Annotated in this window: 17 protein-coding genes; 14 read left to right on the top strand and 3 right to left on the bottom strand. The window is 69.8% G+C overall.

The features are described 5' to 3' along the window. The 9 genes from Q7T52_RS16935 to Q7T52_RS16895 all read left to right on the top strand — a co-directional run. On the top strand, nucleotides 1-792 hold a 792-nt coding region (locus Q7T52_RS16935), incomplete at its 5' end, for a molybdopterin-dependent oxidoreductase (protein ID WP_304804553.1). Then, the gene (gene nuoH / locus Q7T52_RS16930) at nucleotides 789-2108 is read left to right on the top strand and encodes an NADH-quinone oxidoreductase subunit NuoH (protein WP_304804552.1); all 1320 of its coding nucleotides are present in this window, start codon (nucleotides 789-791) and stop codon (nucleotides 2106-2108) included. The genes Q7T52_RS16935 and nuoH, both read left to right, overlap by 4 nt. Then, nucleotides 2108-2695, top strand: coding sequence for an NADH-quinone oxidoreductase subunit NuoI (nuoI, locus tag Q7T52_RS16925; protein ID WP_304804550.1), 588 nt, complete (start codon nucleotides 2108-2110; stop codon nucleotides 2693-2695). Before nuoH ends, nuoI begins: the two co-directional genes overlap by 1 nt. Next, complete coding sequence (locus Q7T52_RS16920) at nucleotides 2695-3528, top strand: NADH-quinone oxidoreductase subunit J (RefSeq protein WP_304804549.1); 834 nt, start codon at nucleotides 2695-2697, stop codon at nucleotides 3526-3528. Before nuoI ends, Q7T52_RS16920 begins: the two co-directional genes overlap by 1 nt. Further along, the gene (gene nuoK / locus Q7T52_RS16915; RefSeq protein WP_370692333.1) at nucleotides 3525-3818 is read left to right on the top strand and encodes an NADH-quinone oxidoreductase subunit NuoK; all 294 of its coding nucleotides are present in this window, start codon (nucleotides 3525-3527) and stop codon (nucleotides 3816-3818) included. Before Q7T52_RS16920 ends, nuoK begins: the two co-directional genes overlap by 4 nt. A 14-nt stretch (nucleotides 3819-3832) precedes the next feature. Continuing rightward, on the top strand, nucleotides 3833-5761 hold the full coding sequence (gene nuoL / locus Q7T52_RS16910) for an NADH-quinone oxidoreductase subunit L (RefSeq protein ID WP_304804548.1): 1929 nt from the start codon (nucleotides 3833-3835) through the stop codon (nucleotides 5759-5761). Continuing rightward, a complete protein-coding gene (locus Q7T52_RS16905; protein WP_304804546.1) occupies nucleotides 5761-7353 on the top strand; it encodes an NADH-quinone oxidoreductase subunit M in 1593 nt (530 codons plus the stop codon). The genes nuoL and Q7T52_RS16905 overlap by 1 nt, the downstream gene beginning before the upstream one ends. A gap of 9 nt (nucleotides 7354-7362) precedes the next feature. Next, nucleotides 7363-8952, top strand: a complete 1590-nt coding sequence (nuoN, locus tag Q7T52_RS16900; RefSeq protein ID WP_304804544.1) for an NADH-quinone oxidoreductase subunit NuoN — start codon at nucleotides 7363-7365, stop codon at nucleotides 8950-8952. Beyond that, nucleotides 8949-9950, top strand: coding sequence for a polyprenyl synthetase family protein (locus Q7T52_RS16895; protein WP_370692332.1), 1002 nt, complete (start codon nucleotides 8949-8951; stop codon nucleotides 9948-9950). Before nuoN ends, Q7T52_RS16895 begins: the two co-directional genes overlap by 4 nt. 8 nt (nucleotides 9951-9958) lie before the next feature. On the opposite strand, the gene rarD is transcribed toward Q7T52_RS16895, so the two are convergent. Next, the gene (gene rarD, locus Q7T52_RS16890; protein ID WP_304804542.1) at nucleotides 9959-10870 is read right to left on the bottom strand and encodes an EamA family transporter RarD; all 912 of its coding nucleotides are present in this window, start codon (nucleotides 10868-10870) and stop codon (nucleotides 9959-9961) included. A 116-nt stretch (nucleotides 10871-10986) separates the two neighbouring features. Between rarD and Q7T52_RS16885 the strand changes: the two genes are divergently transcribed. Then, complete coding sequence (locus tag Q7T52_RS16885; protein ID WP_304804540.1) at nucleotides 10987-11451, top strand: hypothetical protein; 465 nt, start codon at nucleotides 10987-10989, stop codon at nucleotides 11449-11451. A gap of 29 nt (nucleotides 11452-11480) precedes the next feature. Here the strand turns inward: Q7T52_RS16885 and Q7T52_RS16880 are convergent, their stop codons facing one another. Both Q7T52_RS16880 and Q7T52_RS16875 read right to left on the bottom strand, forming a co-directional pair. Further along, a complete protein-coding gene (locus Q7T52_RS16880) occupies nucleotides 11481-12578 on the bottom strand; it encodes a 2-oxoacid:ferredoxin oxidoreductase subunit beta (protein WP_370692334.1) in 1098 nt (365 codons plus the stop codon). A 22-nt stretch (nucleotides 12579-12600) separates the two neighbouring features. Then, entirely contained in the window at nucleotides 12601-14574 is a 1974-nt protein-coding gene (locus Q7T52_RS16875; RefSeq protein ID WP_304804538.1) for a 2-oxoacid:acceptor oxidoreductase subunit alpha, read from the bottom strand. Between the two features lie 348 nt (nucleotides 14575-14922). Between Q7T52_RS16875 and Q7T52_RS16870 the strand changes: the two genes are divergently transcribed. From Q7T52_RS16870 to Q7T52_RS16855, 4 genes are all read left to right on the top strand, one after another. Then, complete coding sequence (locus Q7T52_RS16870) at nucleotides 14923-15966, top strand: sulfate ABC transporter substrate-binding protein (RefSeq protein ID WP_304804537.1); 1044 nt, start codon at nucleotides 14923-14925, stop codon at nucleotides 15964-15966. A 3-nt stretch (nucleotides 15967-15969) separates the two neighbouring features. Further along, entirely contained in the window at nucleotides 15970-16815 is an 846-nt protein-coding gene (cysT, locus tag Q7T52_RS16865) for a sulfate ABC transporter permease subunit CysT (RefSeq protein ID WP_304804535.1), read from the top strand. Then, nucleotides 16808-17653: a sulfate ABC transporter permease gene (locus tag Q7T52_RS16860; protein WP_304804533.1), complete on the top strand. Its 846-nt coding sequence runs from the start codon at nucleotides 16808-16810 to the stop codon at nucleotides 17651-17653. The genes cysT and Q7T52_RS16860 overlap by 8 nt, the downstream gene beginning before the upstream one ends. A 10-nt stretch (nucleotides 17654-17663) precedes the next feature. Next, nucleotides 17664-18556: sulfate/molybdate ABC transporter ATP-binding protein (locus Q7T52_RS16855; RefSeq protein WP_304804531.1), on the top strand; the 893-nt coding region annotated here is incomplete at its 3' end.

Raw genomic sequence — 18556 nt, 5'->3', positions numbered from 1 at the left:
GACGCCGCCACCACGTGGGGCGTCGACAGCCTGCCCGAGACCCCCGGCCGCGACGGCGACGCCATCGTCGCCGCGCTCCTGGCCGGCGAGCTCGGCGGCCTCGTGATCGGCGGGGTCGACCCCGCCGACACCACCGACCCGGCCGCCACCACCGCCGCGATCGCCGCCGCGTCGTTCGTCGTCGCCCTCGACCTCCGGGCCAGCGACGTCACCCGCGCCGCCGACGTCGTCTTCCCGGTCGCCCCCGTGACCGACAAGGCCGGCTCGTTCGTCAACTGGGAGGGCCGGGTCCGCTCGTTCGACCGGGTGCTCTCCAACCCGGCGTCGCTGCCCGACCTGCGCGTCCTGGCCGGCATCGCCGAGGAGCTCGGCCACCCGCTCGGCTTCCGCACCGTCGAGGACGTCTGGTCGCAGATGGAGGACCTCGGTCCCTGGGACGGCGCCCGCGCCACCCTCACGCCGGTCGCGCCCGGCGCCGCCGTCGAGGGCAAGGGTCTCGTGCTCTCCACCTGGAAGCAGCTGCTCGACAACGGCACCATGCTCGTCGGCGACAAGCACCTCGCCGCCACCGCCCGCCCGGCCGTCGCCCGGGTCAGCCAGGCCGTGCACGACGCCTGCGGCCCCACCGTGACCGTCACCGGTGACCGCGGCTCGGTCACCGTGCCGTCCGAGGTCGCGCCCGACCTCGTCGACGGCGTCGTCTGGCTGCCGTCGTCCTCCACCGGTCGCGGACTGCTCAGCGACCTGGCCTCACCCGGCACCCGCGTCACCGTCACCGGAGGCAACCCGTGAACCTGTACGTCGTCGACGAGGGCCTGCAGGCCTTCGGCCAGGACAAGTGGTGGGTGATCGGGATCAAGGTCCTGGCCATCTTCGTCATCCTGGTCCTGCTGACGCTCTTCAACATCTGGTGGGAGCGCCGGGTCGTGGCCCGGATGCAGCACCGCATCGGCCCCAACGTCAACGGTCCGTTCGGGCTCCTCCAGTCGCTGGCCGACGGCGCCAAGCTCATGTTCAAGGAGGACATCCTCCCCAAGGCCGCCGACAAGCTGGTCTTCGTGCTGGCGCCGATCATCGCGGTGATCCCGGCCTTCGTGACGTTCAGCGTGATCCCGTTCGGGCCCGAGGTGAACTTCTTCGGCGAGCGCACGCCGCTCCAGCTCACCGACATGCCGATGGCGGTCCTGTTCGTGATGGGCATCGCGTCCATCGGCATCTACGGCATCGTGCTCGGCGGCTGGTCGAGCGGGTCGACCTACTCCCTGCTCGGCGGACTGCGCTCGAGCGCCCAGATGATCTCCTACGAGGTCTCGATGGGTCTCGCGCTCGTCGCGGTGTTCCTCTACGCCGGCTCGATGTCGACCTCCGAGATCGTCGCCGCCCAGGACGACCTGTGGTTCGGGCTGATCCTGCTGCCGTCGTTCGTCATCTACACGATCTCGATGGTCGGCGAGACCAACCGTGCGCCCTTCGACCTCCCCGAGGCCGAGGGCGAGCTCGTCGGCGGGTTCCACACCGAGTACTCCTCGATCAAGTTCGCGCTGTTCTTCCTCGCCGAGTACGTCAACATGGCCACCGTCTCGGCGCTGGCCACGACGCTCTTCCTCGGCGGTTGGCACGCGCCGTTCTGGATCGACGAGTTCTGGGCCGGCGCCAACCAGGGCTACTGGCCGGTGCTGTGGTTCTTCGGCAAGGTCCTGTTCTTCATCTTCGGCTTCATCTGGCTGCGCGGGTCGCTGCCCCGGCTGCGCTACGACCAGTTCATGGCGCTCGGCTGGAAGTACCTCATCCCGGCCTCGCTCGTCTGGATCATCGCCGTCGCCACGCTCCGCGTCGCCCGCACCGAGGGCTGGCTCGACAACGACAACGTCCCGGTCGTCATCGGCGTCGCCCTGGTCCTCATCCTCGCGCTGTTCTTCTTCGGCGGCGAGAAGGACCAGCCGGCCACCACCGACGAGGCCGACCTGGCCACCGTCCGACCCGGCGGGTTCCCGACGCCGCCCATGCCCGGCGGAGGTGCGGTCCGCGGGGCCGCCGCTCCGCTCGTGTTCGACAGTCCCACCCGGGTGACCGCCACGGCCACCGCGAGCGTGGGGGAGGAGGCCTGATGGCCGACAGCAACGAGGGCAAGACCTTCAAGGAGCAGTTCATCGACCCGGTGGCGGGGTTCGGCGTCACCTTCCGGACGATGTTCCGCAAGGTCGTCACCGAGCAGTACCCGTTCGAGAAGCTCCCGACCGCGCCGCGCTTCCACGGCCGTCACCAGCTCAACCGCTGGCCCGACGGTCTCGAGAAGTGCATCGGCTGCGAGCTCTGCGCCTGGGCCTGCCCGGCCGACGCGATCTACGTCGAGGGGGCGTCCAACGACGACGCCGCCGCCGGCGGGAGCGAGCGCTTCAGCCCCGGCGAGCGCTACGGCCGCGTCTACCAGATCAACTACCTGCGCTGCATCCTGTGCGGGCTCTGCATCGAGGCGTGCCCCACCCGGGCGCTGACGATGACCAACGAGTACGAGCTCGCCGACGACAACCGCCGCGACCTCATCTACGAGAAGTCCGACCTGCTCGCCCCGCTGCTGCCCGGCATGGAGCAGCCGCCGCACCCGATGCGCGAGGGCTTCGACGAGGGCGACTACTACCGCGGCGGGCTCTCCGCCCCTCCGCCCGCGCCGGCCGCTCCGGGGGGTGGGCACTGATGGTCGCGTTCTGGGCCCTCGCCCCGGTGATGGTGCTGGCCGCCCTCGGCATCCTCTTCGTCCGCAAGGCGGTCCACGCCGCGCTGCTGCTGGCGGTCGTGATGATCAGCCTCGCCGTGCTCTACGCCGCCCTCGACGCGCCGTTCCTGTTCGCGGTGCAGATCATCGTCTACACCGGCGCGATCCTGATGCTCTTCCTGTTCGTCCTCATGCTGGTCGGGGTCGACTCGGCCGACTCGGTCGTCGAGACCATCAAGGGTCAGCGGGTGCTCGCCACGGTCGGCGGGCTGCTCCTCGGCCTGATCCTCGTCGTGGGGCTGTCGCAGCTCACGCTCGGAACCGCGACCGGCCTCGACGACGCAAACGACGGCGGCAACATCCCGGCCCTGGCCAACATCGTCTTCTCCCGCTACGTGTTCGCCTTCGAGGTCACCAGCGCGCTGCTCATCACCGCCGCGGTCGGCGCCATGGTGCTCGCCCACCGCGAGCGACTCACGCCCAAGCAGACGCAGGCCGACCTGGCCCGCAAGCGGGTGCGCGACTACGCCGAGAAGGGCACCTCCCTCGTGCCGCTCCCGGCGCCCGGCGTCTACGCCCGCCACAACGCGGTCGACACCCCCGCCCTGCTGCCCGACGGCACCGCCGCCGAGTCGTCGGTCTCCCGGGTGCTCGCCGCGCGCGGTACGGTCCGCTCGGCCCCGGCGATGGCCCACGACATCGAGGGCCTCAAGCGCCAGCTCGGCATCGACACCGAGGCCCGACCGGGCCCGGCCGGCAAGTCCGGTGCCGCCGCCTCGACGACCGAGGACGTGGACAAGGGGGCATCAGCATGACCGAGTACGTGGTGCTCTCCTCGATCCTCTTCACCATCGGCGCCGTCGGCGTCCTGGTGCGCCGCAACGCCATCGTGGTCTTCATGTGCGTCGAGCTCATGCTCAACGCCTGCAACCTCGCGCTCGTGGCCTTCGCCAAGCAGCACGGCAACCTCGAGGGGCAGGTGGCGGCCTTCTTCGTGATGGTCGTGGCCGCCGCCGAGGTCGTCGTCGGGCTCGCCATCATCATGACCATCTTCCGGTCTCGTCGTTCGGCCTCGGTCGACGACGCGAGCCTGCTGAAGTTCTGAAAGGTCCGACTCAGATGTTCGTCTTGGAGACAGGGCTCGAGGTGCCCGTCGTCGCGCCCGAGAGCGCCGACGGCGTGCTCGGGCTCGTGTGGCTGGTGATCGCGCTGCCGCTGCTCGGCGCCGCGATCCTGCTGCTCGGCGGCCGGTTCACCGACAAGTGGGGCCACTGGCTCGGCACGGCGATGCCCATCGGGTCCTTCGTCGTCAGCCTGCTGATGTTCCTCGAGATCCAGGGCCGCGACGAGGAGGACCGCCAGGTCGTCAAGCACCTCTACGACTGGATCCACGTCGGTGGCCTCCGGGTCGACATGGACCTGCTCTACGACCCGCTGGCCTCGCTGTTCCTGCTGCTGATCACCGGCGTCGGCTCGCTCATCCATGTCTACTCCATCGGCTACATGGAGCACGACCCGCGGCGCCGCCGGTTCTTCGGCTACCTCAACCTCTTCGTGGCCGCGATGCTGATGCTCATCCTGAGCGAGAACTACCTCGGGCTGTTCCTCGGCTGGGAGGGCGTCGGCCTGGCGTCCTACCTCCTCATCGGCTTCTGGCAGCACAAGCACTCCGCCGCCCAGGCCGCCAAGAAGGCCTTCGTCATCAACCGCGTCGGCGACATGGGCATGGCCACGGCCATCTTCCTGGCGTTCACGCTGTTCGGCTCCACGAGCTTCACCGTCATCAGCGCCCGGGCCGGCGGGGCCTCCGAGGCCGCGATGACGGCGTTCGGGATCCTGCTGCTGGTCGGTGCCTGCGGCAAGTCGGCCCAGGTGCCGCTGCAGGCCTGGCTCCTCGACGCCATGGAGGGCCCGACGCCCGTCTCGGCGCTCATCCACGCCGCGACCATGGTCACCGCCGGTGTCTACCTCGTCGTCCGCTCCAACTTCGTCTTCGAGTACGCCCCCGACGCCCAGACCGCGGTCGTCGTGGTCGCCGTCGTCACGATCCTGTGGGGCGCCGCGATCGGGTGCGCCAAGGACGACATCAAGAAGGCCCTGGCCGGCTCCACGATGAGCCAGATCGGCTACATGATGCTCGGCGCCGGGCTCGGCACCGCCGGCTACGCGTTCGCGATCTTCCACCTGCTCACGCACGGCTTCTTCAAGGCCAACATGTTCCTCGGCGCCGGCTCGGTGATGCACGGCATGGACGACGACGTCGACATGCGCCACTACGGGATGCTCAACAAGGCCATGCCCGTCACGTTCCTGACGTTCGCGATGGGCTACCTCGCGATCATCGGGTTCCCGGGCTTCTCCGGCTTCTGGTCCAAGGACAAGATCATCGAGGTCGCCATCGGCCAGAACCTCCTGGTCGGCGCCTGCGCGCTCGTCGGTGCCGGCGTCACGGCGTTCTACATGACCCGCCTGATGCTGATGACCTTCTTCTCCGAGAAGCGCTGGCAGAAGGACGTCCACCCCCACGAGTCGCCCGCCCTGATGACGGTGCCGCTGATCGTCCTCGCAGCGCTCTCGGTGCTCGGCGGCCTGCTGCTCGCCGGCAACTGGATCATCCACTGGCTCGAACCCGTCGTCGGGCCCGAGGAGGAGCACGAGCTCCCGATCCCGGCCATCGGCATCACCGTGATCACGGTGCTCGTCGTCGCCGTCGGCGTCGCCCTCGCGTTCGCGCTCTTCCAGCGCCAGCGCGTCCCCGACGTCGCCCCGACCGACGTCTCCTTCGTCACCCGCGCCGCCCGCAACGACCTCTACGGCGACGCCATCAACGAGGGGCTGGTCGTCCAGCCCGGCCGCCGCCTGGTCGCCGGCCTCTTCGTCTTCGACCGCTCCGGCGCCGACGGCGCCTTCATGGGCGGTGGTGCCGCGGTCAAGGCGCTCGGCGGGGTCCTCCGCAAGGTGCAGACCGGTTACGTCCGCTCCTACGCCCTGTCCGTCCTCGTCGGCGTCCTCGTCGTCGCCGCGGCCATGCTGGCGGTGAACCTCTGATGCTGACCGTCCTGATCCTGGTGCCCCTCGTCGGTGCCCTCGTCATCCCGTTCCTCCCGGCCGCCACGGCGCGGTCGATCGCGATCGGCGTCTCAGCCGGCACCCTCGGCCTCGGCGTCGCCGCCGCCACGATGTACGACGTCGGCAGCGGCATGCAGCTCGAGGAGAAGGTCAGCTGGATCGAGTCGTTCGGCGTCCACTACGCCCTCGGCGTCGACGGCCTCGGCATCCTCATGGTGCTGCTCACGGTCGTCATCACGCCGGTCGTCATGCTGGCCGGCTGGCACGAGGGCGAGGAGGCCCCACGCTCCTACTACGCCTGGATGCTGGCGCTCGAGGCGCTCTCGCTCGCCGTCTTCTGCGCGACCGACGTCTTCCTCTTCTACGTCGTCTTCGAGGCGACGCTGATCCCGGCCTACTTCCTCGTCGGCGGCTTCGGCAAGGAGGGTCGTGGTGCAGCCGCGTCCAAGTTCCTGATGTTCCAGCTCGCCGGCGGACTCGTGCTGCTCGCCTCGGTCATCGGGCTCTACGTGGTCTCGTCCCAGCAGGGTGAGCCGTCCTACCTCCTCGAGGACCTGCAGGACCTCGACATCTCCACCGGCGCGGGCCGCTGGCTGTTCGTGGGCTTCTTCGTGGCCTTCGCCATCAAGGCGCCGCTGTTCCCGGTGCACACCTGGCTGGCTGACACGACCGAGAAGGCCACGCCGGGCGTCAGCGTGATGCTCGTCTGCGTGCTCGACAAGATCGGCACGTTCGGCATGCTCCGCTTCTGCCTCGGGATCTTCCCCGAGGCCTCGCAGTGGGCCACGCCGGTCGTCGTCACGCTCGCCGTCATCTCGATCATCTACGGCGCGCTCGTCGCGATCGCCCAGGACGACGTGCTGCGGCTGATCGGACTGACCTCGCTCAGCCACTTCGGCTTCATCACCCTCGGGATCTTCGTTTTCAGCACGCAGGGCTCCTCGGGCGCGATCCTCTACATGGTCAACCACGGCATCGGCACCGCTGCGCTGTTCCTCGTCGCCGGCTACCTGATCAGCCGCCGCGGCACCACGCTCATCAGCGAGATGGGCGGCCTCGAGAAGGCCACGCCCGTGCTCGCCGGCCTGATGCTCGTCGCCGGTCTGGCCACGCTCGGCCTGCCCGGCCTGAGCCCGTTCGTCTCCGAGTTTCTCGTGCTGCTCGCGGCCTTCGACTACGCCTGGTGGGTCGGCGCGTTCGCGGTCACCGGCATCGTCCTCGCCGCGATCTACGTGCTCTGGATGTACCAGCGCATCTTCACCGGGCCCGGTCACGAGATCGCCGGGGCGGCCGACGGTCACGGTCACGCCGGACACGACGGGGCGGGGGCGTCGTCCGGCAGCACGGCCACCGCCGTCCGCAGCAAGGTCGAGACCATCCCCGACGCCACGCCGCGCGAGATCCTCGCGGTGGCGCCGCTCATGGTCGCGCTCGTCCTCTTCGGGTTCTTCCCGCAGCCCCTGCTCGACGTCAGCAACCCCTACGCGGAGCAGCTGCTCCAGCAGCAGGTCGGCGTGCAGGACGACGCCCCCGAGGTCCCGCCGGCGGACGACGCCGAGACGGGCGAGTGAGGTAACCCCATGGACTTCATCAAGCCCACCATCGAGTACGTCGAGCTGCTCCCGCTCTTCATCGTCTTCGGCGTCGCCGCGCTCGGCGTCGTGGTCGAGGCGTTCGTCGCCCGCGAGCGCCGTCACGTGGTCCAGGTCAGCCTGGCCGCCGCCGGTGTCGTCGGGGCCTTCGCGGCCACCGTCGTCGTCGGCCTCGACCTCGACAAGACCGGCTCCGGCCGTGGCCTCGTCGGCGCCGAGGGATCGGTCGTCGTCGACGGCCCCTCGGTCTATCTCTGGGGCCTCATCCTGATCTTCGCCCTCGGCGGGGTCGCGCTCTTCGCCGAGCGCCGCCTCGAGGCCGGCGTACCCGCGTTCGCCGGCCAGGCCGCAGCCCTGCCCGGCAGCGAGGGCGAGCGCGAGGCCTCGACCAAGGGCCTGGCCCACACCGAGGTCTATCCGCTCGTCATGTTCGCCGTCGGCGGGATGATGCTCTTCCCCGCCTCCGGCGACCTGCTCACCATGTTCGTCGCCCTCGAGGTGCTCTCGCTGCCGCTCTACCTGCTCTGCGGCCTGGCCCGGCGCCGGCGCCTGCTCAGCCAGGAGGCCGCGCTCAAGTACTTCCTGCTCGGCGCCTTCTCGTCCGGCTTCTTCCTCTACGGCGTCGCGCTCGTCTACGGCTACGCCGGCTCGATGAGCTTCGGCGCGATCCACACCAGCGTCGTCAACGGCTCCGACAACCGCACCCTGCTGCTCCTCGGCATCGCGATGCTGTCGGTCGGCCTGCTCTTCAAGGTCGGCGCCGTGCCCTTCCAGGCCTGGACGCCCGACGTCTACCAGGGCGCCCCGACCGCGGTCACGGCGTTCATGTCGGCGGCCACCAAGATCGCGGCGTTCGGCGCCATCCTGCGGCTCTACTACGTCGCCTTCGGCGCCGACCGCTGGGACTGGCAGCCGATGATGTGGGTCATCGCGATCCTCACGATGCTCGTCGGCGCCGTCCTCGCCTGCGTGCAGACCGACGTCAAGCGGATGCTCGCCTACTCCTCGATAGCCCACACCGGCTTCCTGCTCACCGGCGTCCTCGGGGTCCAGGCGGCCTCCGAGCTCGCCGACAGCCAGATCACCTCGCTGCAGGCGGTGCTCTTCTACCTCACGGTCTACGGCTTCGCGACCGTCGGCGCCTTCGCGGTCGTCACCCTTGTCCGTGACGCCAACGGCGAGGCGCCGTCGTTCGTCCGCTGGACGGGCCTCGGCAAGCGCTCGCCGGTGGTCGCGGGCGTCTTCTCGCTCTTCCTGCTCTCGATGGCCGGCATCCCGCTCACCTCGGGCTTCATCGGCAAGTGGGCCGTCTTCACCGTGGCCATGTCGTCGGGCGCCTGGCCGGTCGTGCTGGTCGCCATCGCGTCGAGCATCATCGCCGTCTACTTCTACGTCCGCTACATCCGGCTCATGTTCTTCACCGACCCCGACCCGGACGACGAGGTCGCCTCGGTGACCACGCCCTCGCTCTTCACCAGCGTCACGATCGCGGTCTGCGCCGTCGTGACCGTGGTGCTGGGCGTCGTGCCCGGACCGGTGCTCGACCTGGCCGCCCAGGTGGGAGACTTCATCAGGTGACGACCGACCCGGCCTCCGACCTGGCCCTGCCGATCGACGACGAAGCCCTCGCCGAGCGGTTGAGCCAGCGGATGGCCGAGGTCGAGGCCGCGCTCCACGACCACGCCACCAGCCCGTCGCCCTACGTCACCGAGGCGGCGCGCCACCTCTTCGCCGCCGGCGGCAAGCGCTTCCGCCCGCTGCTCGTGCTGCTCGCCGCGGAGGCCGGCCCCCACCCCGAGTCCGCCGACGTGCTCACCGCCGCCTGCGTCGTCGAGATCACCCACGTCGGCTCGCTCTACCACGACGACGTGATGGACGAGGCTGCCCTGCGCCGCGGCGCCGACTCCGCCAACTCCCGCTGGGACAACCACGTCGCGATCCTCACCGGCGACTGGCTCTTCGCGAAGTCCTCCGAGCTCACCGCCCAGCTCGGCGCCGACGCCGTCGCGATCCAGGCCGCGACGTTCACCCGCCTCGTCGAGGGCCAGATCCTCGAGGGCGTCGAGCCCACGGGCGACGCGCTGCAGCACTACCTCGACGTCGTCGCCGGCAAGACCGGCTCCCTCATCGCCACCTCCGCGCGCTACGGCGCCCGCTTCGGCGGCGCCACCCGCGAGGTCGAGGAGGCCCTGACGGCCTACGGCGAGATCGTCGGCGCCGCCTTCCAGCTCTCCGACGACATCCTCGACGTCGCCTCCGACTTCGACGCGTCCGGCAAGACGCCCGGTACCGACCTGCGCGAGGGTGTCCCGACCCTCCCGGTCCTGATGGCCCTGGCGTCCACGGACCCCGCCGACGCCCGCCTCCACGAGCTCTTGCGCTCCGACCTCACCGACGACACGCTCCACGCCGAGGCCCTCGGCCTCCTCCGCAAGCACCCCGCCCTCGACGAGGCCAGCGCCTACGTCGTCGGCCGCGCCCAGGAGGCCAAGGCCCTGCTCGCGGTGCTGCCCGAGGGACCCGTCCGCACGGCCCTCGAGGACTTCGCCGACGCCGTGGCGGTCCGCAGCAGCTAGGTCGTGCCTCAGGCGGCGACCGACGACGCCGCTGCGAGGACGAGCTGGCGGTGGCGGTGCCGCAGCGCCTCGTAGGTGAAGACCACGAGCGCTGCCCAGACGAGGACGAAGCCGACCCAGCGGCCGCTCGTCATGGTCTCGGAGAAGACGACGAGCCCGAGGACGAACTGGATAGTCGGGGCGAGGTACTGCAGGAGGCCGAGCGAGACCATGGGGACCCGGGTCGCGGCGGCGCCGAAGAGGATCAGCGGGACCGCGGTGACGATGCCGGTGGTGGTGAGCAGGAGGGCGTGGCCGACGCCCTCGGTGCCGAAGTGGCCGTCGCCGCCGGCACCGAGGAGGACGAGGTAGCCGAGGGCGAACGGGGCGATCACGGCCGTCTCGAAGGCCAGGCTCTCGACGGCGCCGACGTCGGCGGACTTCTTGGCGAGGCCGTAGGTGCCGAACGAGAAGGCCAGGACCAGCGCGATCCAGGGCGGGCGGCCGTAGTCCCAGGCGAGGACGCCGACCGCCACGACCCCGAGGCCGAGGGCGGCCCACTGCACCGGGCGCAGGCGCTCGCGCAGCACGAGGACGCCCATGAGCACGGTCACGAGCGGGTTGATGAAGTAGCCGAGCGAGGTCTCGACGACCCGGCCGCTGTTGACGCCGTAGATGTACGTCGTCCAGTTCGACGTGATGGTGACCGCGGCGACCAGCAGCAGGAGGGTGACGCGCCGGTCGGCGAGGAGCGCGCGCAGCTCCGCACGTCGCCGCAGTCCCACCACGAGGAGGGTCATGGTGAGGCCGGACCAGACGACGCGGTGGGCGAGGATCTCGACGGCGCCGCCCGGCTCGAGGAGCGGCCAGTACAACGGGAACAGGCCCCAGAGGGCGTAGGCCACCACTCCGAGGAGCAGCCCACGTCGCGCCTCCGTCACGTCAGGACTCTAGAGTCCGGGGCACCGGAGCCACGGACACGCCCCTCGGGTTTGCCCGCCGGAGACTCGGGCAGGAACCCGAGGCCATGAGATCCCATACTCCGGAGGAGTCACCCATGCGTTCCCCCCGCATCGTCGTCGCGGTCCTTGCCCTCGCGCTCACCGCGTCGATGGCGTTCACCGCCTCGTCCGCGTCGGCCCGGGTCGACAGCTGGCCCGGCGCCGACGCCCAGAGGTCGAGCGTCAGCGAGCGCGCCGCCGCCATCACCGTCACCAGCCGCGTCATCAAGAAGCGGCTGAAGGCCAACCGGCCCAAGCAGCTGGTCTTCGTCGGCAAGGTGACCCCGGCCAAGGGGCCGGTCTACATCCAGAAGGCGACGAAGTGCAACCGCGACAAGGGGACCTGCAACTTCAAGTTCTACCGCAAGGTGTTCCTCAAGAAGGGCGCCTACCAGGCCGTCATCGACGCCCCTCCCACCCAGCGCAGCTGGCTGTGGCGGGCCAAGGTCAAGACCAGCTTCAGCGAGGTCTGGCAGACGTGCACCAAGCGCCCGAAGCAGAACTGCAAGATCCCGTTCTGACCCGCGCTGACCCGTTCTGACCCGTTCGGTCAGACGACGGTCCAGGTGTCGCCCCCGTTGATGAGCCCGGCCAGCCGGTCGGTGGGCTCGCCGGGGGCGGCGTCCTGGGCCGAGCCGATCTGCGCGCGCGACTGGTCGTCGTAGGTCGGCCGCGCGACCTGGCGGAAGATCCCGATGGGGGTCTGGTCGAGGTAGCCCATCTCGGTGAGCCGCGAGATCGCGAAGGCGGTGGAGGGGTCGGGCTGGTGGGCGTCGTGGACCAGGAGCGCGTCCTCGCCGACCTGTCCTGGCTCGGTGCCGACCGGGACGATCTTGACGCCACCGGTCTCGGTGTCGCGCACGAGACCCTTGGACCCCTCGAGGCCGAAGCGGATCGGCTCGCCGTGGACCAGCGGGATGATCGCGTCGTGCTTGGTGTCGGCGCCCTTGATGGCGTCGAAGGCGCCGTCGTTGAAGATCGGGCAGTTCTGGTAGATCTCGACCAGGGACGTGCCGCGGTGCGCCGCGGCGGCGGAGAGCACGGCGGTGAGGTGCTTGCGGTCGGAGTCGATGGTGCGCGCGACGAAGGTGGCCTCGGCGCCCAGCGCGAGCGAGACGGGGTTGAAGGGGTGGTCGACCGATCCCATGGGGGTCGACTTGGTGACCTTGCCGGCCTCGCTGGTGGGGGAGTACTGGCCCTTGGTGAGGCCGTAGATCCGGTTGTTGAACAGCAGGATCGTCATGTTGACGTTGCGGCGCAGGGCGTGGATGAGGTGGTTGCCACCGATGGACAGGGCGTCACCGTCGCCGGTGACGACCCAGACCGAGAGGTCCTCGCGGGCGGTCGCCAGGCCGGTGGCGATCGACGGGGCGCGACCGTGGATGGAGTGCATCCCGTAGGTGTCGAGGTAGTAGGGGAAGCGGCTGGAGCAGCCGATCCCGGAGATGAAGACGATGTTCTCGCGGCGCAGCCCGAGGTCGGGCAGGAAGCCCTGGACGGCCTTGAGGACGGCGTAGTCGCCGCAGCCGGGGCACCAGCGGACCTCCTGGTCGGAGGTGTAGTCCTTGCCGGTCTCGGTCACCCCCTCGTCGCGGGTGGGGACGAGCTCGACCCCGGTGCGCAGGTCGGGCATGGGCAGGTCGCTGATGTGGGGTGTGGCGGTCATCGCCTCAGACCTCCTCGGTGATCGTGTCGACGGTCGTGGTGGCGGCGGGAGTCAGGTCGACGGCGATGCCCTCGGCCTCGGCGACCAGGTGGCCGATCGCCTCCGCGAGCTCGGCGGCCTTGAGCGGCAGGCCGCGCACGTGGTTGTAGCCGATGGCGTCGACGAGGTACTTGCCACGCAGCAGCAGTGACAGCTGGCCCAGGTTCATCTCGGGCACGAGGACCTTGTCGTAGCGCTGGAGGATGTCGCCCAGGTCGTGGGGGAACGGGTTGAGGTGGCGCAGGTGGACCTGCGCGACGCGGTAGCCGGCCTTGCGGACGCGGCGGCAGCCGGCGCCGATCGGGCCGTAGGTGGAGCCCCAGCCGATGACGAGCACCTTGGCCTCGCCCGAGGGGTCGTCGACGACGAGCGGCGGCAGCGAGTCGGCGATCCGGTCGATCTTGGCCTGGCGGGTGCGGACCATGAGGTCGTGGTTGGCCGGGTCGTAGGAGATGTTGCCGTGGCCCTCGCCCTTCTCGAGCCCGCCGATGCGGTGCTCGAGGCCCGGGGTGCCGGGGATGGCCCACGGGCGCGCGAGGGTCTCCTCGTCGCGGAGGTAGGGCCAGAACTCGGTCGTGTCCGGGGTCTCGGTGCCGTCCTTGGCCGGCTTGCCGGGGACGGTCTTGTTGCGCTCGGTGGCGAAGGCCGGGTCGATGACGGGCAGGTCGGCCACGTCGGGGATCTGCCAGGGCTCGGAGCCGTTGGCGAGGTAGCCGTCGGAGAGCAGCATCACGGGGGTGCGGTAGGTGACGGCGATCCGGATGGCCTCGACGGCGGCTGAGAAGCAGTCACCGGGGGACTGGGGCGCGACGATCGGGACGGGGGCCTCGCCGTTGCGGCCGTACATGGCCTGGAGGAGGTCGGACTGCTCGGTCTTGGTGGGCAGCCCGGTGGAGGGTCCACCGCGCTGGACGTTGACCACCAGCAGCGGCAGCTCGGTCATCACGGCCAGGCCGATGGCCTCGCCCTTGAGCGCGATCCCGGGACCGGAGGTGGTGGTGATGCCGAGCGCTCCACCGAAGGAGGCGCCGATGGCCATCCCGATGCCGGCGATCTCGTCCTCGGCCTGCAGCGTGGTGACGCCGAACGACTTGTGCTTCGACAGCTCGTGGAGGATGTCGGAGGCGGGGGTGATGGGGTAGGAGCCGAGCAGGATCGGGAGCCCGGACTGCACGCCGCCGGCGATGAGGCCGTAGGCGAGGGCGAGGTTGCCCGTGATGTTGCGGTAGGTGCCCGGGGCCATGGTGGCGGGCTTGATCTCGTACTGGACCGCGAAGGTCTCGGTGGTCTCGCCGTAGTTCCAGCCGGTCTTGAAGGCCATCAGGTTGGCGTCGCGGATGTCGGGGACCTTGGCGAAGCGCTTGGCCAGGAACGCCTCGGTGCCGTCGGTGGGGCGCCCGTACATCCAGGACAGCAGGCCGAGGGCGAACATGTTCTTGGCCCGGGCGGCGTCCTTGCGCGAGAGCCCGAACTCCTTGACCGCCTCGACGGTCATCCCGGTCAGGTCGACGGCGTGGACGGCGAAGCCGGCCAGGGGGTCGTTGACCTCGCCGAGGGTCTCCAGCGGGTTGGTGTTGTAGCCGGCCTTGTCGAGGTTGCGCTTGGTGAAGTCGTGGGTGTCGACGATGATCGACGCGCCCTTGGGCAGGTCGCCCAGGTTGGCCTTCAACGCGGCAGGGTTCATCGCGACCAGCACGTCGGGGGCGTCACCGGCCGTGAGGATGTCGTGGTCGGCGAAGTGGACCTGGAACGACGACACCCCGGGGATGGTGCCCTGGGGGGCACGGATCTCGGCCGGGAAGTTGGGCAGCGTCACGAGGTCGTTGCCGAAGACCGCGGACTCCTGCGTGAACCGGTCCCCGGTCAGCTGCATGCCGTCACCGGAGTCGCCCGCGAACCGGATGATCACCCGGTCGAGCTGCTTGACCTGCTTGGACATGTCCCACCTTCGTCGTGCCGGGACGACAGTCGTCCCGGGGTGCGTCGACCGCTCCTGATGACCCGTCATCGTACGGCGGTCGCGGGATAACTAGAACACGTTCCAGACACCTGTCCAGTTCGCGTCCGCTCCCCGGCCCACGATAGTCCGCCGGGACGGCGGGCCCAGGCCGTCCTGCGTGCTGAGGGGTGACGCTCGCCACGTCGGCCGAGCGCGCGGAGGCAGAACCGCCGCCTCGCGTCATCTCACCTGCGCGCGGGGGTTCGCCTGCCGCACATATGTTGATTAGTCTGCTCTAGTTAGGTGAAGAGCGCCGGTGCAGGCGCCCATCGAGAGAGCAGGACGAGAATGAACAAGACGTTCAAGGTGGCGACCGTCGTCGCGACCACCGGGGTGCTGGCCCTGACGGCGTGCGGTGGAGACAGCGGCAGTGGCGACGGTGGCAACGTGACCGTCGTGGGCTACTCGGTGCTCGAGAGTGCCAACGAGAACCTGTTCAAGGCCTTCGAGGACACCGACGAGGGCAAGGACATCTCCTTCGACGGTCCGTCCTACGGCGCCTCGGGCGAGCAGAGCCGCGGCGTCGCCGACGGTCAGAAGGCCGACCTGGTCCACTTCTCGCTCGAGCCCGACATGACCCGTCTGGTCGACGAGGGGATCGTGGCCGACGACTGGAAGGACAACGAAAGCAAGGGCATCTGCACGCAGTCGGTCGTCGTCATGGTCGTCAAGTCCGGCAACCCCAAGAACATCGAGGGCTGGGACGACCTGGTCCGTGACGACGTCTCCGTCGTGACGCCCAACCCGGCCTCGTCCGGCTCGGCCAAGTGGAACCTCCTCGCCGGCTACGGCGACGTGATCGCCGGCGGCGGCTCCGAGGACGACGCCAAGGCCTACATGGAGGAGCTCTTCCAGAACATCGCCGCGCTCCCCGACTCCGGCCGTGACGCGACCACCGCGTTCACCTCCGGCACCGGCGACGTGCTGCTCTCCTACGAGAACGAGGCCATCCTGGCCCGCCAGAACGGCACCGCCTTCGACTACGTCATCCCCGACACGACGCTGCTCATCGAGAACCCCTGCGCCGTGACCGAGGACGCCGAGGACGCCGACGCGGCCAACGCCTTCCTCGACTTCCAGAAGAGCAAGGAGGGTCAGACCCTCTACGCCGAGACCGGCTTCCGCCCGCTCGAGACCGCCGGCGTCGACGACGTCGAGGTCACGGGCGCCAACGACGAGGCCGACCCGTTCCCGGCCCCGGGCACCCTGCTCACCATCGACGACGACTTCAACGGCTGGGGCGAGGCCAACGGCCTCTACTTCGGCGACGGCGAGGGCGACAACCCGCTCGGCATCATCACCGAGATCCAGGCCCAGTTCGGCGAGAACTGACCCATGGCTTCCACAGCCGTGAAGACGGCTCGTCCGACGCGCAAGCGTCGGGCGAGCCGGCCCGGCGCCATGACGCCGGGATCGACGCTCGGGCTGGGCATCGGCATGATCTGGTTCAGCCTGCTCGTGCTGATCCCGCTGGCGGCCATCGTGGTCGAGGCCTCCGGTGGCGGTCTCGACACCTACAAGAGCATCTTCACCAACAACCAGACCTTCAACGCGCTCAAGCTGACCGTCGGCGTCTCGGTGCTCACCACCGCGATCAACATGGTGATGGGCACGATCATCGCCTGGGTGCTGGTCCGCGACCGGTTCCCTGGCAAGGCGATCCTCGACCTGGTGATCGACATCCCGTTCGCCATGCCGACCATCGTCGCCGGCCTGGTGCTGCTGGCGCTCTACGGCAGCCAGGGGCCTCTGGGCACCGAGTTCGAGAACACCCGCAAGGCCGTGTTCCTCGCCATCGCGTTCGTGACGCTCCCGTTCATCGTCCGCACGGTGCAGCCGGTGCTCGAGGAGATGGAGACCGACGTCGAGGACGCCGCGGCGTCCCTCGGCGCCACCCGCTTCACGACGTTCCGCCGGATCGTGCTCCCGACCCTCATCCCGGCGATCTTCGCCGGCGCGGCGCTGTCCTTCGCCCGCGGCATCAGCGAGTACGGCTCGCTGGTGCTGCTGTCCGGCAACCTGCCCAACCAGACCGAGGTGACGTCGTTCCGCGTCGCCTCGATCCTGGAGGGCGGCAACCGGCCGGCCGCCGCCGCCCTGGCGACGGTGATGCTGGTCGTCGCGCTGATCGCGATCGTCGCCCTCGACATCACCCAGCGAAGGCTGGCGCGACGTGGCTAGCAACGCGAGCCGCGCGGTCGGCAACCGCTCGGTCGTCCTCACCTGGTTCCTGCGGATCCTCGTGGTGGTCTACCTCGGCATGCTCATCGCCTGGCCCACGGGCCTGGTCGCGCAGAACACGTTCCGCGACGGCCTCGACGGCATGCGCAACGCGCTCAGCGACCCCGACGTGACGCACTCGCTCGTGCTGACCGTGCAGGTGGCGGTCATCGCGGTCCTGATCAACCTGGTCTTCGGCGTCGGCATGTCGCTGCTGCTGGTCCGGTTCAACTTCCCGGGCAAGCGCGCCCTGTCGGCCCTGATCGACCTGCCGCTCTCGGTGTCGCCGATCGTCGTCGGCCTCGCCCTGGTGCTGGTCTACAACCCGCGCTACGGCTTCTTCGGCCAGACCCTGAGCGACAACGGCATCGACATCGTGTTCGCCACCCCCGGCATCGTCATGGCGACCTGCTTCGTCGCCCTGCCGCTGGTCGTGCGCGAGGTCGTGCCGGTGCTCGAGGAGATGGGGGACGACCAGGAGCAGGCCGCCCGCAGCCTCGGGGCCAACAGCCGCCAGACGTTCCTGCGGATCACCCTGCCCGGCATCCGGTGGGCGATCGTCTACGGCGTCGTCCTCAGCCTGGCCCGCTCGCTCGGCGAGTTCGGCGCGGTCAAGATCGTCGCCGGCAAGTCGATCGGCGACAAGGAGACCGCGACCCTGCTCGTCCAGCGCGAGTACCAGAACTTCCACCAGGACGTCGCATACTCGGTCTCGTTCCTCCTGGTCGTGGCCGCCGTCCTCTGCCTGGTCGTCGTCGCCATCCTGCGACCCTCGTCCAGCCACTCCGTGAAGGCATGAAGGTGAAGATGTGAGTATCGAGGTCAAGAACCTGAACAAGCGCTTCGGTGACTTCGTCGCGCTCGACGACGTCACCGTCTCGCTCCCGACCGGTCAGCTGACGGCCCTCCTGGGTCCCTCGGGTGGCGGCAAGTCGACCCTGCTGCGCATCATCGCCGGCCTCGACTCGGCCGATGAGGGCTCGGTGACGATCGAGGGCACCGAGGCGACCTACCTGCCGCCGCAGAAGCGCAACGTCGGCTTCGTGTTCCAGCACTACGCGGTCTTCAAGCACATGACGGTCGCCAAGAACGTCGCCTTCGGCCTCGAGATCCGCAAGCGGCCCAAGGCCGAGATCGCCGCCCGCGTCGACGAGCTCCTCAAGCTGGTCCACCTCTCGCAGTTCGCCCACCGGCTGCCCTCGCAGCTCTCCGGCGGGCAGCGCCAGCGCATGGCGCTGGCGCGGGCGCTGGCGGTCGAGCCCAAGGTGCTGCTGCTCGACGAGCCGTTCGGGGCCCTGGACGCCAAGGTCCGCAAGGAGCTGCGCGACTGGCTGCGGCGTCTGCACGACGAGGTCCACGTGACCACGGTCTTCGTGACCCACGACCAGGAGGAGGCCCTCGAGGTCGCCGACGAGATCGTGGTCATCAACGAGGGTCGCGTCGAGCAGGTCGGCACCCCCGAGCAGCTCTACGACGAGCCGGCCAACGACTTCGTCATGGCCTTCCTCGGCGAGATCACCCGGCTCGGCGAGGTCACCCTGCGCCCGCACGACGTCGCGGTCTCGCTCGCCCCCGGCGTCCCCGGGGCCGTCGAGGGCACGGTGACCCGCGTGCTGCGCATCGGCTTCGAGGTGCGGCTGACCATCACCCCGACCGGCGCGGGGGACCACCCCGACGTCACCGTGGTGATGACCCGGACCCA

The sequence above is a fragment of the Nocardioides sp. genome, from assembly GCF_030655615.1.
GTDB lineage: Bacteria > Actinomycetota > Actinomycetes > Propionibacteriales > Nocardioidaceae > Nocardioides.
Note: the sequence above shows the minus strand (reverse complement) of the source record. Positions and strands in the feature narration are given on the sequence as shown.

What these genes read in the sequence shown, in the direction of transcription:
- Q7T52_RS16905 (WP_304804546.1), top strand. Translation starts at nt 5,761, where the DNA reads ATGCTGACCGTCCTGATCCTGGTGCCCCTCGTCGGTGCCCTCGTCATC.
- Q7T52_RS16875 (WP_304804538.1), bottom strand. Translation starts at nt 14,574, where the DNA reads ATGTCCAAGCAGGTCAAGCAGCTCGACCGGGTGATCATCCGGTTCGCG.
- nuoI (WP_304804550.1), top strand. Translation starts at nt 2,108, where the DNA reads ATGGCCGACAGCAACGAGGGCAAGACCTTCAAGGAGCAGTTCATCGAC.
- Q7T52_RS16870 (WP_304804537.1), top strand. Translation starts at nt 14,923, where the DNA reads ATGAACAAGACGTTCAAGGTGGCGACCGTCGTCGCGACCACCGGGGTG.
- nuoL (WP_304804548.1), top strand. Translation starts at nt 3,833, where the DNA reads ATGTTCGTCTTGGAGACAGGGCTCGAGGTGCCCGTCGTCGCGCCCGAG.
- nuoK (WP_370692333.1), top strand. Translation starts at nt 3,525, where the DNA reads ATGACCGAGTACGTGGTGCTCTCCTCGATCCTCTTCACCATCGGCGCC.
- Q7T52_RS16920 (WP_304804549.1), top strand. Translation starts at nt 2,695, where the DNA reads ATGGTCGCGTTCTGGGCCCTCGCCCCGGTGATGGTGCTGGCCGCCCTC.
- Q7T52_RS16885 (WP_304804540.1), top strand. Translation starts at nt 10,987, where the DNA reads ATGCGTTCCCCCCGCATCGTCGTCGCGGTCCTTGCCCTCGCGCTCACC.
- nuoN (WP_304804544.1), top strand. Translation starts at nt 7,363, where the DNA reads ATGGACTTCATCAAGCCCACCATCGAGTACGTCGAGCTGCTCCCGCTC.
- cysT (WP_304804535.1), top strand. Translation starts at nt 15,970, where the DNA reads ATGGCTTCCACAGCCGTGAAGACGGCTCGTCCGACGCGCAAGCGTCGG.